16 protein-coding genes are annotated in these 15,308 nt (G+C 72.1%); 12 read left to right on the top strand and 4 right to left on the bottom strand.

Annotated elements, in window-relative coordinates:
* Positions 1–67: 67 nt before the first annotated feature.
* From ACQ86M_RS11585 to ACQ86M_RS11565, 5 genes are read left to right on the top strand one after another with little or no spacing between them, the layout of a single operon-like run.
* On the top strand, positions 68–721 hold the full coding sequence (locus tag ACQ86M_RS11585) for a helix-turn-helix domain-containing protein (protein ID WP_431245549.1): 654 nt from the start codon (positions 68–70) through the stop codon (positions 719–721).
* A 40-nt stretch (positions 722–761) separates the two neighbouring features.
* Positions 762–1,649, top strand: a complete 888-nt coding sequence (locus tag ACQ86M_RS11580; protein ID WP_431245548.1) for a DUF5996 family protein — start codon at positions 762–764, stop codon at positions 1,647–1,649.
* Entirely contained in the window at positions 1,646–2,359 is a 714-nt protein-coding gene (locus tag ACQ86M_RS11575; RefSeq protein ID WP_431245547.1) for a hypothetical protein, read from the top strand. The genes ACQ86M_RS11580 and ACQ86M_RS11575 overlap by 4 nt, the downstream gene beginning before the upstream one ends.
* A 4-nt stretch (positions 2,360–2,363) precedes the next feature.
* Positions 2,364–3,401, top strand: a complete 1,038-nt coding sequence (locus ACQ86M_RS11570) for a DNA topoisomerase IB (protein ID WP_431245546.1) — start codon at positions 2,364–2,366, stop codon at positions 3,399–3,401.
* Positions 3,398–4,018: an N-acyl homoserine lactonase family protein gene (locus tag ACQ86M_RS11565; RefSeq protein WP_431245545.1), complete on the top strand. Its 621-nt coding sequence runs from the start codon at positions 3,398–3,400 to the stop codon at positions 4,016–4,018. Before ACQ86M_RS11570 ends, ACQ86M_RS11565 begins: the two co-directional genes overlap by 4 nt.
* A 7-nt stretch (positions 4,019–4,025) precedes the next feature.
* On the opposite strand, the gene ACQ86M_RS11560 is transcribed toward ACQ86M_RS11565, so the two are convergent.
* Positions 4,026–4,850 carry a helix-turn-helix transcriptional regulator gene (locus ACQ86M_RS11560; protein ID WP_431245544.1) on the bottom strand — a complete coding sequence of 275 codons (825 nt, stop codon included), beginning with the start codon at positions 4,848–4,850 and terminating at the stop codon, positions 4,026–4,028.
* A gap of 151 nt (positions 4,851–5,001) precedes the next feature.
* Between ACQ86M_RS11560 and ACQ86M_RS11555 the strand changes: the two genes are divergently transcribed.
* The 4 genes from ACQ86M_RS11555 (at position 5,002) to ACQ86M_RS11540 (ending at position 9,659) form a co-directional block, all read left to right on the top strand.
* Positions 5,002–5,916: an SDR family NAD(P)-dependent oxidoreductase gene (locus ACQ86M_RS11555; RefSeq protein ID WP_431245543.1), complete on the top strand. Its 915-nt coding sequence runs from the start codon at positions 5,002–5,004 to the stop codon at positions 5,914–5,916.
* The gene (locus ACQ86M_RS11550) at positions 5,913–6,800 is read left to right on the top strand and encodes an NAD(P)-dependent oxidoreductase (RefSeq protein WP_431245542.1); all 888 of its coding nucleotides are present in this window, start codon (positions 5,913–5,915) and stop codon (positions 6,798–6,800) included. Before ACQ86M_RS11555 ends, ACQ86M_RS11550 begins: the two co-directional genes overlap by 4 nt.
* A gap of 148 nt (positions 6,801–6,948) precedes the next feature.
* Positions 6,949–7,671 (top strand): hypothetical protein, encoded by a 723-nt coding sequence (locus tag ACQ86M_RS11545; protein WP_431245541.1) that lies wholly within the window; start codon positions 6,949–6,951, stop codon positions 7,669–7,671.
* Between the two features lie 77 nt (positions 7,672–7,748).
* Positions 7,749–9,659, top strand: a complete 1,911-nt coding sequence (locus tag ACQ86M_RS11540; protein ID WP_431245540.1) for a Na+/H+ antiporter NhaA — start codon at positions 7,749–7,751, stop codon at positions 9,657–9,659.
* Between the two features lie 200 nt (positions 9,660–9,859).
* Here the strand turns inward: ACQ86M_RS11540 and ACQ86M_RS11535 are convergent, their stop codons facing one another.
* Genes ACQ86M_RS11535 through ACQ86M_RS11525 form a run of 3 tightly spaced genes read right to left on the bottom strand, consistent with a single transcriptional unit; the run spans position 9,860 to position 10,958 of the window.
* The gene (locus ACQ86M_RS11535; RefSeq protein ID WP_431245539.1) at positions 9,860–10,228 is read right to left on the bottom strand and encodes a cupin domain-containing protein; all 369 of its coding nucleotides are present in this window, start codon (positions 10,226–10,228) and stop codon (positions 9,860–9,862) included.
* Positions 10,228–10,785: an alpha/beta hydrolase gene (locus tag ACQ86M_RS11530; RefSeq protein WP_431247880.1), complete on the bottom strand. Its 558-nt coding sequence runs from the start codon at positions 10,783–10,785 to the stop codon at positions 10,228–10,230. Before ACQ86M_RS11530 ends, ACQ86M_RS11535 begins: the two co-directional genes overlap by 1 nt.
* Complete coding sequence (locus ACQ86M_RS11525; RefSeq protein WP_431245538.1) at positions 10,785–10,958, bottom strand: hypothetical protein; 174 nt, start codon at positions 10,956–10,958, stop codon at positions 10,785–10,787. The genes ACQ86M_RS11530 and ACQ86M_RS11525 overlap by 1 nt, the downstream gene beginning before the upstream one ends.
* Before the next feature lie 158 nt (positions 10,959–11,116).
* On the opposite strand from ACQ86M_RS11525, the gene ACQ86M_RS11520 reads away from it, so the two are divergent.
* The 3 genes from ACQ86M_RS11520 to ACQ86M_RS11510 are packed head-to-tail and all read left to right on the top strand — an operon-like array spanning position 11,117 to position 15,306.
* A complete protein-coding gene (locus ACQ86M_RS11520; protein WP_431245537.1) occupies positions 11,117–12,160 on the top strand; it encodes a transporter in 1,044 nt (347 codons plus the stop codon).
* 36 nt (positions 12,161–12,196) lie between these two features.
* Complete coding sequence (locus tag ACQ86M_RS11515; protein WP_431245536.1) at positions 12,197–13,372, top strand: PP2C family protein-serine/threonine phosphatase; 1,176 nt, start codon at positions 12,197–12,199, stop codon at positions 13,370–13,372.
* Positions 13,369–15,306, top strand: a complete 1,938-nt coding sequence (locus ACQ86M_RS11510; protein WP_431245535.1) for a glycosyltransferase family 2 protein — start codon at positions 13,369–13,371, stop codon at positions 15,304–15,306. The genes ACQ86M_RS11515 and ACQ86M_RS11510 overlap by 4 nt, the downstream gene beginning before the upstream one ends.
* The last annotated feature ends 2 nt before the right edge of the window (positions 15,307–15,308 follow it).

The raw sequence follows: 15,308 nt of genomic DNA, 5'->3' as shown, positions 1-15,308 counted from the left end.
CTTTCCCTCCAACCCGGACTCCCGTGAATAATGGATTTGAGTACCGGCCGCCGAGCGAGGGGACGCCATGACCGCACCAGCGGGGAGCCCGTTGCGGCGGGTGCTGCGCTCGGGTCAGCGCATGCGCATCCTCGACGCCCTGCGGTTGCGCAGCCCGCTCACCCTTCCGGAGCTCGCCGGCCAGGTGGGCCTGCCGCCGAACACCGCGCGGGACCATCTCGCCGCGCTGATCCGGGCCGGCTGGGTCACCGCCCGCAACGAGTCCCGTGCGGTGCGCGGCCGGCCGCGCAAGCTGTACGCGATGGCGCAGGGCCTTCAGGAGGCGACCGCCGAGACCCGCGAGCGCACCCGCCGGGCGACCGCGATCGGCCGCATCGCGCGGTTGACGGCCGTCTTCCCGCCGACGCGGGAGGGACTCCCGGTCGCCGCCGGCCAGCAGCTGGATGTGCTGGAGGACCACCTGGAGCGCGCGGGCTTCCGCCCGGAGGCCCACGAAGCCGCGCTGACGATCGGCCTGTGCTGCCCGCTGACCGATGTGCGGGATGCGCTCCCCGAGACGGTCTGCGCGGTCGACCTGTGCCTGATCCAGAGCGTCCTCGCGCGCGTGGACGGCCCGCTGAGGGCGACCGGGATCACCCCGATCGACCCCGGCTCGACCTGTCGCGTCGACCTCGTGCTCGCGCACGACGGACGAGGGGACGACGCGGCGGCCGCGCGCTAGCCTGGGAGCGCGCCATCCACCCGAAGCGGAAGGACTCCCCGTGCGGCCCGAACTCGCCGTGGCCTCCTGGCAGGCCACCCGTGACACCGTCCACCTGTGGACGCAGATCGTCGGCAAGATCCGGATGGCGCTGACGCCGCCGGTGAACCACTGGTGGCACGTCACGCTCTACCTCAGCGCGCGCGGCCTGGCGACCGGGCCGATCCCCGTGCCCGGCGGCATCCTCGACATCGAGTTCGACTTCGTCGACCACCGGCTCGTGCTGCGCACCAGCGACGGCGGGCGACGGGATGTGGCGCTCGCCGGGATGTCGGTCGCGCGCTTCTACGAGTCCACGATGCGGGCGCTCGGAGAGCTGGAAGTGGAGGTGTCCATCCACCCGGTGCCGAACGAGGTGGTGGTCGCGATCCCGTTCGCCGACGACACCGAGCACTGCACGTACGTCCCCGAGCAGGCGCAGGCGTTCTGGCGGCAGCTGATCGACGCCCAACGGCTGCTGCAACGGTTCCGGTCGCAGTTCACCGGCAAGGCGAGCCCGGTGCACTACTTCTGGGGGGCGATGGATCTGGCCGTCACCCGGTTCTCGGGCCGGCCGGCGCCCGCGCACCCGGGCGGCGTCCCGAACTGCCCCGACCGGGTCATGCTGGAGGGCTACTCGCACGAGATCAGCAGCGCCGGCTTCTGGCCCGGCGGCGGCGAGGAGGGCGCGTTCTACTCCTATGCGTACCCCGCGCCGGAAGGATTCGCGGAGGCGCCGGTGCCGGAGGGCGCCTTCTACAGCGAAGAGCTCGGCGAGTTCCTGCTGCCGTACGAGACGGTCCGCGCGGCCGCCGACCCGGACGCGCTGGTGATGGAGTTCCTGCAGGCGACGTTCGACGCGGCGGAGCGGCTGGGCCGGTGGCCGGGGACGTTCGGGGAGCCGGCATGAGCGAGCCGGAACCGCGCGACCCGGACGGCCCCCGGCTCCCCACCGCGGACGAGTCCGCCGCCGCCCTCGCGGACCGGCCGCTCGCCTTCTACAACGCGCTGCTGACCGAGCACTTCGTGCTGGAGTCGGCGCGCGGCATCACCGTCAGCGAGTCGAGCAGCCGCGCATCCCTCTATCTCATGACGCTCTCCAGTGCGCTGGTGGCGTTCGGCTTCCTCGCCTCCACGCCGTTCGCGCTCGGGTACCTGGCGGTGATCATCCCGGTCGTCGTCATCCTCGGCGTGTTCACCTACGAGCGGCTGGTGCAGACCTCGCTGGAGGATGTCGCTGCGCTCGCGTCCATCCAGCGCATCCGCCGCTACTACGGCTCGCTGCTGCCCGGGGCGGAGCGGTACTTCCCGGTCCCTCCTGGCAAGGCGCCGAACGAACTGCTCGAGATCGGTCAGCGCGGGTACCGCCGGGGCGTGTTCTTCACCATGTCGTCGGCCATCGCCATCGTGAACTCCATCGTCGCCGGCGTCGGCATCTCGCTGCTCGGTTACCGGGCGCTGTCGGCGCCTTTCCCGCTCGCGATCGCCGCCGGGATCGCGGCCGCGGTCGTGTTCGCGCTCATCCACGGCGCCTACCAGGAGTCCCGGTACGGCAGGCAGCGGCGGCTCCTTGCCGAGTCGGCGGGCGGCTCTGAAACGGTCGCACGAGAGGCGCGATGATCCGATGTACCGGCACGTGGTCAGGCCGCACGGGTACCACCGGCTCGGGGTGCGCCCGGAGCGGTGGGTCGACTCGGACGGCGAACCGCTGACCGACCCCGATGAGCTCGACCGGCTCGCGCGCTTGCGCATCCCGCCGGCGTGGACCAGCGTGTGGGCGGCGCCGGATGCGGCGAGCCGCGTGCAGGCGACCGGCGTCGACCTCCGCGGCCGGACGCAGTACCGGTACTCGGACGAAGCGCGAGCGGTCGCGGAACGGGACAAGTTCAGCCGCCTGCTCGAGTTCGCCGCGGCCCTTCCCGCGATCCGGGAGACGGTACGCGGGCACCTGGGGCACGGCGCGGCGAGCGCCTCCGCCGTCGAACGGTCCACGGCCGCGGTGGTGCGGCTCCTCGACCGCGGGCTGTTCCGCGTCGGCAACGAACGGTACGCCCGCGACAACGACACCTACGGCTTGACGACGCTCCGGCGGGAGCACGTGGAGGTGGGCGGCCCGATGCTGACGTTCTCCTTCGTCGGCAAGGAGCACATCCCGCACCGCATCGCCGTGGAGGACGGCGCAGCGGCGGCGGTGGTGGGCACGCTGCTGCGACAGGAACCGCATCCTGAGGGCCGGCTGTTCGCGCTCGCGGACCCGCCGATCTGGCGACTGGTCGACAGCGCGACGGTCAACTCCTACCTGCACGCGCATGCAGGCTGCGCCGTGACCGCGAAGGTGTTCCGCACCTGGGGTGCGACCGTCGCGGCGTGCACGATCGTCGCCGGGGCACGCCTGACGGACGCGCCCCGCGCGCGCCGGAGCACCGTGCTGTACGCCTACGACGGCGCGGCACGGCTGCTCGGCGACACCCCGGCTGTCGCCCGCGCCTCCTACGTGCACCCGGCCGCCGAGGAGATCGGGTCGTCCCCCGCCGTCCGCGCCGCGGTGGCCGCCGCGATCGAGGAGGCGCGCGACGACGACTTCGCCGTCGTCTATCAGGACGGCGGAGTCCAGGCCGCCGTGCTGGACGGGCTGCGGCGCAGCGGTACAGTGACCGCATGACCCGTCCGGTGAGCATCACCCCCGTCCGCGTCGCCCGCCTGCTCGTGGGGGAGGACGAGTGGATGCCGGTGTTCGTGCACCTGATCGACCATCCCGACGGGCGCATCCTCGTCGACACGGGCCTGACCGCGCTGCACCCCGCCGTCGCCGACATGGACCCGCAGCTGGAGCCGCTGGACCAGCACGATGACGTCGACCTCGGCGGCATCGCCACGGTCGTGAACACGCACCTCCACTTCGACCACTGCGGCGGCAACCACCTCTTCGCTGGACGTCCGGTCTACGTGCAGAGGACCGAGCTGCAGGACGCCCGCACGCTCGACGAGTACACGATCCCGGAGTGGGTGGACGCCCCCGGTGTCGAGTACGTCGAGGTCGACGGCGAGTTCGAGCTCGTTCCCGGCGTGCGGCTGGTGCCGGCGCCCGGCCACACCCGCGGTTCGCAGATCGTGGTGGTGGAGACGGATGAGGGTCCCGTCGTCATCGCGGGCGACACGGCGGTCTGGTTCGGCCAGCTGGACGAGCCGGAGACGGAGGGCCAGCGTCTCATCCGCTCGCTCGAGCCGCGGCGGGTGTGGCTTTCGCACGCGACGGAGCCGTGGCGGCCGCAGGAGTAGCGCGCGGCTAGCCGTCGGCCGGTCGCGCCAGTCGCGCCAGCCGCCGTTCCGTCTCGGTGCCGGGATCGGCGTGATAGACGACGAGTAGTTGACCGGCGGCCGGTGACGGGACCGCGAACTTCTCGTAACGGAGGTCCAGCTCGCCCACGACCGGGTGCAGGAGCACCGAGCGGCCGTGGTCCTTGGGCGTGACATCGTGCCGCGCCCAGAGGTCGGCGAACCGCGGGCTCTGCGCCGAGAGGTCGTCCACGAGCGCGCTCAGCGCGCCGTCGTGCGGGTCGTCTCGCGCTCCATAGCGCAGGCCGGCGACGGTCGCCGCGATCATCGCCTCCCAATCCCGGTACAGTCCGCGGACCGCCGGGTCGAGCACGGCCGATCGCAGGAGGTTGACCCCCGGCGTGAAGATCGGGGCGAGCGCCCGGGCGAGACGGTTGGACGCGAGCACCTCGAGCGTGCGGTTCTGGACGTAGGCCGGAGTGGTCGTCCAGGCGTCCAGCAACTGGCGGATGCGCTCGGGCGCCACGTCGTCCCGGGCGCGCGGCCGCGCATCCGGGTACCGGGCCAGTTCGCGCAGGTACGCGGTCGCCCCGTCGTCGAGCCGGAGCGCCCGGGCGAGGCCGCGGACCACCGAGTCCGACGGATGCGTGTCGCGTCCCTGCTCCAGCCGCAGGTAGTACTCGCTGCTGATGCCGGCGAGCAGCGCCGCCTCCTCGCGGCGCAGGCCGGCCACGCGACGTCGCTTCGTGGGCGCCAGGCCGGCCTCCTCGGGCGTCACCCTCGCCCGTCGCGCGCGGAGGAACTCGCCGAGCCGGTTGTCGTCGGCTCCTGCCATGCGACAACGCTACAACCCGGCGGCGGCGCTCAGCCTGTCCCTCCGCATACCAGGAAGAACGGGGGCACGACCGGGCGGACTGATCGGGGAAGCGGGGATGTTCTGCTCCTCGACGGCGACATCCGGTCGCGTCACAGAAGGAGCAGTACTCATGTCACTCATCACCACCCCGTTCGGCTTCGCGTCCACCGCGGAGGAGGTCACCGAAGGGGTCGACCTCACGGGGAAGCGCGCCCTCGTCACCGGCGCGTCCTCTGGAATCGGAATCGAGACGGCCCGCGTGCTCGCGCTCCGCGGCGCCGAGGTCGTTCTCGCCGTGCGCTCTCTCGAGACGGGCGAGGCGGTCGCACAGGACCTGCGCGACCGCACCGGGAACGACCGCGTCCGTGCGGCTCGGCTGGACGTCTCCGACCTCGCCTCCGTGCGGGAGTTCGTCGACGCGTGGAGCGGGCCGCTCGACATCCTGATCGCCAACGCGGGTGTCATGGCCACCCCCGAGGAGTACACCGCCGACGGCGTCGAACTGCAGTTCGCCACCAACTTCCTCGGCCACTTCGCGCTCGCCGTGGGGCTGCACGACGCACTGGCGAGCGCCGGGGATGCGCGCGTCGTCGTGGTCAGCTCCAGCGGCCACCTGATCTCGCCGGTGGTCTTCGACGACCTGAACTTCCGCTTCCGCCCCTACGACCCGCTGCTGGCGTACGGGCAGTCGAAGACCGCCTCGGTGCTGTTCGCCGTCGCCGCCGCGGAGCGCTGGGCCGCCGAGGGGATCACCGTCAACGCCGTCATGCCCGGAGCGATCGCCACGAACCTGCAGAAGCACACCGGCGGGCTCAAGACGCCGGTGGAGCGTCGGAAGTCGGTCGAGCAGGGAGCCGCGACCAGTCTGCTCCTCGCGGCGTCGCCCCTCGTCGCCGGTGTGACCGGCCGCTACTTCGAGGACAACAACGAGGCGGTACGCGTCTCGGACGGGAACGGCTGGGCGTCGGGTGTCGCGGGCTACGCGCTCGACCGTGCGAACGCCGACCGGCTGTGGGCCGTCGCGACCGAGCTGGTGTCCCGATGAGCGCCGTGCTGGCGGCGGGCGCGACGCACGCGCCCGTGCGCGCCGTCGGGTTCATCGGCCTCGGCGATCAGGGCGCTCCCATGGCCCGGGCGATCGCCGCATCCGGATTCGAGCTGCACGTGTGGGCACGACGGGAGGGGTCGCTCGACGCGCTCGCGGGCCTCCCGTTCGTGCGCCAGCAGAGTCCGGCGGCGCTGGCTGCGGCCGGCGACATCGTCCTCCTCGTGCTGCGCGACGACTCCGATGTGGATGACGTGCTCGAGAACCAGGGGATGCTCGCTGCGCTCAGGCCCGGCAGCATCCTGGTCAACCACGGGACCGGCGATCCGCAGGCGGCGGCCCGCTTCGCGGGTGTCGCTGCGGCGCACGGCGTCGACTTCCTGGATGCGCCGGTGAGCGGCGGGGGACCGGGAGCGGAGGCGCGCACGCTGGCGACGATCGTCGGCGGCGACGCGGGCGCACTCGAGCGGGCGCGGCCGGTGTTCGACACGTACTCCGGCTCGATCGTCCGCCTGGGCGGTCCGGGGGCCGGTCAGACCGCGAAGCTCCTCAACAACGCGCTGACCATGACGAACCTCAAGAACGCGGTCGACGTGCTGGGGATGGCCGACGCGATCGGGGTCGATGTCGCCGCCTTCCGCGAGCTGCTGGCGACCAGCAGCGGCGGCAGCTTCGTCATCCAGGCGCTCGGAGCGCAGATCACGCCGGAGATCGCGCCGCATCTGCAGGGACTGATGCGGAAGGACATCGACCACTTCGCCGATGCCGTCGGCCGGCTGGGCGTCGACGTCGAGGACGTCCGCGCCCGCGGGAGGGCCGGGGCGGCGGGACTGGTGGCGGTGGTGGAGCTGGTCGACCGGCACCTCGCGGCGCGCGGTCGATGACGCGCGGGTGGGGTACGCGGTGTTCGCCTACCCGAACGGCGGGGCCGGCCGATAGGGAGCCGTGGGGGTGGCAGGGCGCTATCCTCGGAAGCCGTCGGTCTCGCTTGCGCGGTGCTGCCACCGTTGCCACAGAGAACCAAGGAGTGACGTGCCGCACCGAACACTGCGTGCCCTGCTGAACCGCGACGAGCCGCACATCGTGGAGTGGGCCGAACGGCTGGATGCCGCCCGCACGCCGGAGGAGACCCGGGACGTCGTCGCCGGCCTGCTCGCCTCCGATCCGAGCCACGGCAACCCCGTCGTGCCGGTGCGGCGGCTCCTGCCGTGGGGCGCTCCTCCGGTGGGGACCGAGGTGGTGCCGCAGCCGGTCAGCCAGGCGCTGGCGCGCATGGACACCCCGGCGTACGTCCAGGGCCGGCTGATGGACGTGCTGGAGGCCAACCGGCAGGCGCGCGCGCTCACCTCGGGCTTCACCCCGGGCGCGAACCTGATCCTGACCGCCTTCCTCGGTACGTCAGGGCCCGCGCTCGCCGCGGACTGGGACACCGCGAGCGTGACGATGGTCCGCCACCTGCTCGATCGCGCGCAGCGGGACCCGCGGGACACCGCCCTCCAGGCGCTCGTCGGCGAGCTCTCGGTGCGCAGCGAGCGGTTCCGCCGGCTGTGGTGTGCGGAAGCTCCTGCTCCGCAGGAGTCGAGCATCGGCGAGTGGCGCCACCCGGTGGTCGGGCAGCTCCGGCTGACCCGCGAGAAGACGCCGATCGAGGGCACCGACGGGATGATGCTGGTCGTGTACCGCGCGGAGCCGGGCAGCGTCTCCGCGGTCGCGCTCGATCTGCTCAAGACGATCCCGCCGGAGGCTGTGCGCTGACGGCGTAGGATGTGACCTCATCGGCGACGTCCGCGCTGAAGCCGCCGACCGGTCCGCAGCACGGAAGGCGTCACGGGATGTCCGCACCACCCGCTCCGGTCGCCGACGAGGCAGCCGACCGCGACCGCACGGTGATGATGCACCCGCGGCGCACCTTCCACGGCATCCTCCGCGCCGGAGCGCTCGCGTCGCTGCTGCTGGTCGGCGCGGTCGTCGCGGCTCTGATCTGGGCGAACCTCGGCGGCTACGAAGCCTTCTGGGAGCAGCCCCTCGGCCTGCGGCTCGGCTCCCTCGACCTCACCTACGACCTGCGGACGTGGGTGAACAGCGGGCTGATGACGCTGTTCTTCCTGGCCGTCGGTCTGGAGGCGCGGCGCGAGTTCGACCTGGGCGACCTGCGCGAGCGGAGGCGGCTGCTCCTGCCGATCACGGTCGGTCTCGTCGGCATGGTGCTCCCCGTCGCCATCTACCTCGCGTTCAACCAGGGGCAGGAGTCGGCGCGGGCCTGGGGCGTCGCGATGTCGACGGACACGGCCCTCGCGCTCGGCACGCTGACCCTCCTCGCGCGGGCCGCGCCCAAGCGGACCCGCACGTTCCTGCTGACGGCGTTCGTGGTCGACGATGTGGCCGCCCTGGTCGTCATCGCCGTGCTCTACAGCAGCTCCATCCAGGTCGTTCCCCTGCTCGTCGCACTCGCAGCCTTCGCCGGGATCATCCTCGTCCGCCGGCTCGACCGAACCGTCGGCAGGAACCTCGCGGTCGTTCTCGGCGTCCTCATGTGGCTCGCCCTGCTGCTCAGCGGCATCGACCCGGTGGTCGCCGGTCTCGCCATCGGGCTGGCCACGACCGCCTACGTGCCGGTCCGCGCCGATCTGGAACGGGCCACGGGGCTGGTGCGCAGCTACCGCGAGAGCCCCAACGCCGAGCTCGCCCGCTCGGCCGCCGCGGGGCTCGCGGACTCCCTGTCGGAGAACGAGCGCATCCTGTACCGGCTGAGCCCGTGGACCAGTTACGTCGTCGTCCCGCTGTTCGCCCTCGCCAACGCCGGCGTGACGATCACGCCGGAGCTGCTCGCGCGTTCCGCGACGAGCGCGATCACACTCGGCATCGTCGTCGGCTACGTGATCGGCAAGCCGGTCTCCGTCGTCGCCAGCACCTGGCTGCTCGAGAGGGCGTCGCGGGGACGCATCCACCCGCAGGTCGGCTGGCTCTCGGTGCTCGGCAGCGGAACGGCGGCGGGCGTCGGCTTCACCGTGTCCCTGCTCATCGCCGGCATCGCCCTCGACGGACCGCGGCTGGCGGAGGCGAAGATCGGCATCTTCTTCTCCGTCATCCTGTCGGCCGTGCTGACCTGGCTCGTGTTCCAGTCGGTGCGGTTCATCCCCGCCATCCGCCGCACCCGGGCGCTGAACGGCCACCCGGACCCGACCCTCGACCTGCTCGCGCCGGTCGACGACGGGATGGACCACATCCGGGGGGCCGATGACCCCCAGGTGACGCTCGTCGAGTACGGCGACTTCGAGTGCGGATACTGCAAGCAGGCCGCGCCGACCGCGCGCGAGTTGCTGCAGCGGCATCCGGACGCGGCGTTCATCTGGCGCCACCTGCCGCTGACCGACGTGCACCCCAACGCGTTGCGGGCAGCCGAGGCGGCGGAGGCGGCGGCCGCGCAGGGCGCCTTCTGGCCGATGCACGACCTGCTGCTCGAGAACCAGGACCGGCTGAGCGTCAGGGACCTGGAGCGCTACGCGGAAGAGATCGGCATCGACGCCGTGCGGTTCGGCGAGGACCTGCGGACGCACGCGTTCGCCGACCGGGTGCGCGCCGACATCGAGTCCGCCGACCGGAGCGGCGCGGCCGGCACGCCCACCTACTTCATCAACGGCCAGCGCCACGAGGGGCCGGTCGATATCGACTCGCTCTCGAGGGCGATCACCGTCGCGCGAGCCGGCGGGCCGGCCGCAGCCGACGCGGTGCCGCAGGCGTAAGTGCGCGGCTCGTCGTCCGCCAGAACCAGAGCCCGGTCGATCGCTCGGCCGGGCTCTGGCGATTTTCCCCATACCCGTAGCTACGGGGACCATCAGGTTACCTGTCGCTCCCGGTGCGCTGCCACCTCCGCGGGGCAGGCGATGACGTGCAGACGTAGGGGGTGACTCGCGCTCGTAAGCCGCACGTGCGCGTCTCGTCCTCATCCACGCCCAGGGTCGACGAAGCTGGCCAGGGGCGCGTCGGGGCTCACGATGTACGTCGAGAGCATCCGGCCCGTCCCTGGGCCCAGGTCGCGCGCGTTGTGCGGCGTGTCCGGCGGGATGAGGAACCCGCTGCCCGCGTGCAGCAGCAGCGTCTCGGCGTCGCGGATGCGCATCTCCACCGTCCCGGCCACGATGTAGCCGACCTCCTCGCCCGGGTGCGTGTGCCATCCCGACTCCACGCCCTCCGGGATCTCGGTGAGCACCTGCACGATCACGCGGCCCGGGATGGACGACCCGGCCCGCTGCACCTCCGTGCGCTTCAACCTCCCGGCGAGAGCATCGGGCTGGGGGTCGGAGCCGGCCATCAGCCGACCGAGCGGATCGCGTCGAGGATCACGTCGGCCACCCGCTGCGGCTGGGAGATCATGATGAGGTGGGACCCCTCCAGGGTCGTCAGCCGCGCCCCGGCGTTCTCCGCCATCTGCAGCAGCACATCCGATCCGGCCGCTTTGTCCCCGGTGGCGACGACGGACCACGACGGCAGCGTCTTCCATGCGGCCGGGCCGTTCTTCTCGTCGAACGCCGCCGCGGCGACCGGGCGCTGGGCCGAGGCCAGGACGCGAGCCTGGGCGTCGGGCAGGTCCCCGGCGAAGACGCGAGGGAACTCGCTCTCCTTCACGTAGAGCTCGACCGCCGTCTCATCGCCGTCGCCGAGCCGGTACGTCTTCTGCTCGAGCGCGGGCGACAGCGCGCTGTCGCGTGAGGTGCCCTCGACCTCGCCGAGCGACTGCCCCTCTTCCGGAGCGAACCCCGAGACGAAGACCAGGCCCTTCACCTTGTCGAGCCCGGTCGCGGCGTTGGAGATGATGGCGCCGCCGTAGGAGTGGCCGACCGCGAGGAGCGGCCCGTCGAGCTGGGTCATCACGCTGCGGATGTAGGCGGAGTCGGATGCGATGCCGCGGAGGGGAGAGCCGGCGCGACGACATGGACCCCCGCCCTCTGCAGGATCTCGGTCAGGGGCGCCCAGCTGCCGGCGTCCGCGAAGGCGCCGTGCACCAGCACCACCGTCATGTCGCCGTTCCGTTCATCGCTCATCATTTCGCTCCGTCCTCGTGCCCCGCGTGCTCGTGTGGCCCCGTGTCCACGTGGCCGCAGTGTAGAGCGCTGATTGCTAGACAGGCTAGAGGAATAATGGTTCCACCCTCGGAGTTCTCCGGGTGGCCGATCTGACGGCCGGACGGAAGGAAGCAGACGTGAGCAGCACGGGTACGGCATCGCTGCCGAAGACCCCCGGCCCCCGCAAACGGACCGGGCAGCGCATCCCGCTCAACACCCTCGCGATCGCCTTCGGGCTCGCGGGCCTCGCCGGGGTGTGGACCACCGCGGGCCGGCTCCTCGGAGCGCCGGAGGCCATCGGCCAGGCGCTCTGGGCGGTCGTCGCGATCGCCTGGCTCTGGCTGATCGTGGCGCACCTGCGCCGCGGCGCGCGGAGCGCCGAGTCCCTCGCCGACCAGCTGCGCCACCCGGCGCAGGGGCCGATCGCCGCGCTCGTGCCGGTGGTCGGGATGCTGATCGGCGCCGACCTGTACCGGTTCGTGCCGGTCGCCGGCGTCGTGCTCGTCGTCGCATCACTGGTGGTGGCGGCCGGATTCGCCGGCTGGATCCTCGCCTACTGGCACGCGGGCAGCCTCCCGCCGGAGGCGTTCCACGGCGGCTACCTGCTGCCGACCGTCGCCGCGGGGCTCATCGCGGCGACGACCTCCTTCAAGATCGGCCTCCCGGGCCTCGCGATCGGGGCGTTCGCCGTCGGCATCTTCTTCTGGGTGGTCATCTCGACCGTGCTGCTGGCGCGACTGGCGTTCTTCCCTCCGCTGCCCGCCGCGCTCACGCCGACCTGTGCCATCCTGCTCGCCCCGCCCGGCGTCGCGGGAACCGCCTGGTTCACGATCAACGGCGGCAAGGCCGACCTCGTCGCGACGGCGCTGCTGGGGCTGCTCGCGCTGATGGCGCTGCAGCAGGTCGCCCTGATCTCCCGCTACCGCGTGCTTCCGTTCTCGCTCGGGTTCTGGTCGTTCACCTTCCCGCTCGCCGCGGCCGCCGGCTTCGGCATCCAGTGGCTGTCGATCGCCGCGTTCGCCGGCTGGCAGGTCGTCGCGTGGCTGCTCATCGGGGTGGTGACGGCTGTGATCGGGGCCATCGCCGTCCGTTCGCTGCTGCTGGTGACCAGCGTCCGCCGTGGCGCGCGCCGCGCGGAGAGCGTTCTGCGTCGGGCCGACAACGCCGTGGAGGGTCGCTGACCGATCGGAGGGTAGACCACTCGGTACGATGAGTGCATGGTCGTCGACACGGAGTCGGTTCAGCAGACGGAGTCGCGTCGGCAGCGGGCGCTCACCGGACTCGGGATCCTCGACTCCGGGCCGGAGGCCCGCTTCGACCGGGTGACCCGGCTGGCCCAGCAGCTGTTCGACGTGCCGATGGTCAGCATCACGCTGATCGACGGCGACCGGCAGTGGCGCAAGTCGCACCTGGGGCTGTCGACGGAGGCGCCTCGCGAGGGCGCCTTCTGCGGTGTCACGGTGGAGCAGGATGCCGCGCTGGTCGTCAGCGACGCGACGGAGGACGCCCGGTTCAGCGACAACCCGTTCGTCGTGGGCGACCCGCACCTGCGCTTCTACGCGGGCGAGCCGCTGCACGCCGCGGGCGGCGAGGCGGTCGGGACACTGTGTGTGCTCGACACCAAGCCCCGCGAGCTGACGTCGGAGCAGGAGCGCGTGCTGCGCGACCTGGCCGACTGGGTGCAGGCGGAGCTCGAGCGCGACGACGAACTCGACCGCGCGGCGATCGCGCAGAAGGGGCTGCTGCCGCGGCGCAAGCCCCGGGCGCCGGGGTACGACGTCGCGGCGGCGTGCGAGCCGTCGCGCGGCGTCTCCGGCGACTTCTACGACTGGTACGACGTGGGCGACGACTTCTGCGTCTCCGTCGCCGACGTGATGGGCAAGGGGATGGCCGCGGCCATCGTCGCCGCGTCGGTGCGGACCGCCCTCCGCAGCGCAATGGACCTGGCCGACCTCGAAGCGTCGGTGGATGCGGCCTCCCGCGTCGTCGAGGAGGACCTCGACCAGCTGGCGACGTTCGTGACGCTGTTCCACGCGCGCGTGCATCCTGACGGGGTGGTCGACTACGTCGACGCCGGCCACGGACTCGCCCTCGTGGTGCGCGACCGCGGCCCGCTGGAGCGGCTGGACGCCACCTCCCTCCCGCTGGGCATCCCCGCGTTCGAGCCGCGTGAGCACGGCGCCGTGCGGCTCGGCCCGCGCGACGCGCTGCTCTGCGTGAGCGACGGCATCCTGGATGCGCTGGGCGGCGACGTCGCGCTGACCCGGCTGGAGGCGATCGTCCGCGGCTCCGCCACGGCGGCCGGCGCGGTCTCGCGCATCGTGGGCGCGGCCCGGGCGGGCATCCCGATCGACGATATGACCGCAGTGGTGGTCCGAAGGAGCGAGTGGTGAGGCCTGTCATCCTGCGCGTCGTCGCGCTGCTCGCCGTGCTGGCGGGCCTGAACTACGTCGTCTGGCGGTGGCTGGCATCCGTCAACTGGGAGGCGTGGTGGATCGCGGTCCCGCTCGTGATCGCGGAGACGTACAGCCTGGTCGACACGTTCTTCTTCGCGTTGACCATGTGGCGCATCAAGGTGCGCACCGGCCCGCCGTCGCCGCCGATCGGCACGGTCGACGTGTTCATCACGACCTACGACGAGCCGGTCGGGCTGGTCATGGCGACGGCGACCGCCGCCAAGCGCATCCGCTATCCGCACACGACCTGGATCCTCGACGACGGGGCGCGACCGGAGATGCAGGCGGCCGCCGAGCGGGAGGGCGTCGGCTACATCACCCGCACCGACGACTGGACGGGCAAGCCGCGCCACGCGAAGGCGGGCAACCTCAACAACGCGCTGTTCCAGACGGAGGGCGAGTTCCTGCTCATCCTCGACGCCGACCAGATCCCGGAGCCCGAGATCCTCGACCGCACGGTCGGCTACTTCGCCGACCGCCGCGTCGCGCTGGTGCAGACGCCGCAGTACTTCTCGAACGTCGACGAGGCCGACGTGCTCGGCAACCAGGCGCCGCTGTTCTACGGCCCGATCCAGCAGGGCAAGGACGGCTGGAACGCGGCCTTCTTCTGCGGCTCCAACGCGGTGCTGCGGCGTGAGGCGCTGATGCAGCTCGGAATCTCCGGCTACGTCCGCGACGTCGAGCAGACGGTGCGCACGTCGCTGCGGGCGGCCGAGCGGATGCTGGCGCGCACCCGCTCGAGCCGCTCCGATCCCGAGGCCGCCGAGCTCGTCGCCGAGCTGCGGCAGCGCGTGCGCGAGGCCTCGGAGCGCCTGCGCGCGGGGGAGAGCGTCGGAGAGGTGACCTACCGCCTCCAACAGGATGTGGATGCCGTATCCCGCGCCGCCGTGCGCGGCCACCTGACCTCGGTCGAGGAGGACCTCGCCGCCATCGCCCGGCTGCCGCTGCAGGCGGACTCGGAACTCCCGGCCTTCGTCGTCGACGACGTCGCCCTGGAGCGGCTGGCCGAACGCGACTGGTCGCCCCTCGGCGCCATCGAGTCGGTGCAGGGCATCGCGGACGCGCTCGCCGTCGACCGGCCCGATGAGGCGCAGCCGGTCATGCCGATGGCCACCATCTCGATCACGGAGGACATGGCCACGGCGATGCAGCTGCACGCCAACGGCTGGCGCAGCGTCTACCACAACGAGATCCTGGCGACGGGGCTCGCTCCCGAAGACCTGGGCACGATGCTGAAGCAGCGTCTGCGCTGGGCGCAGGGCACCCTCCAGGTGATGCTCAAGGACAACCCGCTCGCCAAGCGCGGACTCGACCTCGGGCAACGGCTCATGTACTTCGCGACGATGTGGAGCTACCTGGCCGGCTTCGCCGCGGTCGTCTACCTGGCGGCGCCGGCGATCTACCTGCTGGCCGGCGTCATGCCGGTCACCGCGTGGAGCGTCGACTTCTTCGCCCGCTTCATCCCCTACTTCGTGCTCAGTCAGCTCATGTTCATCGTCGGCGCGCACGGCATCCGCACCTGGCGGGGGCAGCAGTACGCGCTCGCCCTGTTCCCGCTCTGGATCAAGGCGTGCTGGACCTCGGCGGCGAACGTCTGGTTCAAGCGCCCGCTGGGGTTCGTGGTCACGCCCAAGGAGCGCCAGGGCCGGCCGGCCATCCCCTGGCGCGAGATCTGGCCGCAGCTGCTGGCGATGCTGCTGCTCGTCGTCGCCGCGATCGTGGGAGTCCTGCGCGTCATCGCGGGAACGGCGGACGGAGTGGGGACACTGGTCAACACGGTGTGGGTGGTCTACGACCTCGTCGTGCTCAGCATCATCCCCCGTGCCGCGCTGTACCGAGGCCCGGCCGTCGACGCGGCCAGGAAGGACTGAAC

It is taken from the genome of Leifsonia xyli subsp. cynodontis, assembly GCF_050632205.1.
GTDB classification, from domain to species: domain Bacteria; phylum Actinomycetota; class Actinomycetes; order Actinomycetales; family Microbacteriaceae; genus Leifsonia; species Leifsonia xyli_D.
This window is presented reverse-complemented; position numbering and strand designations above follow the sequence as displayed.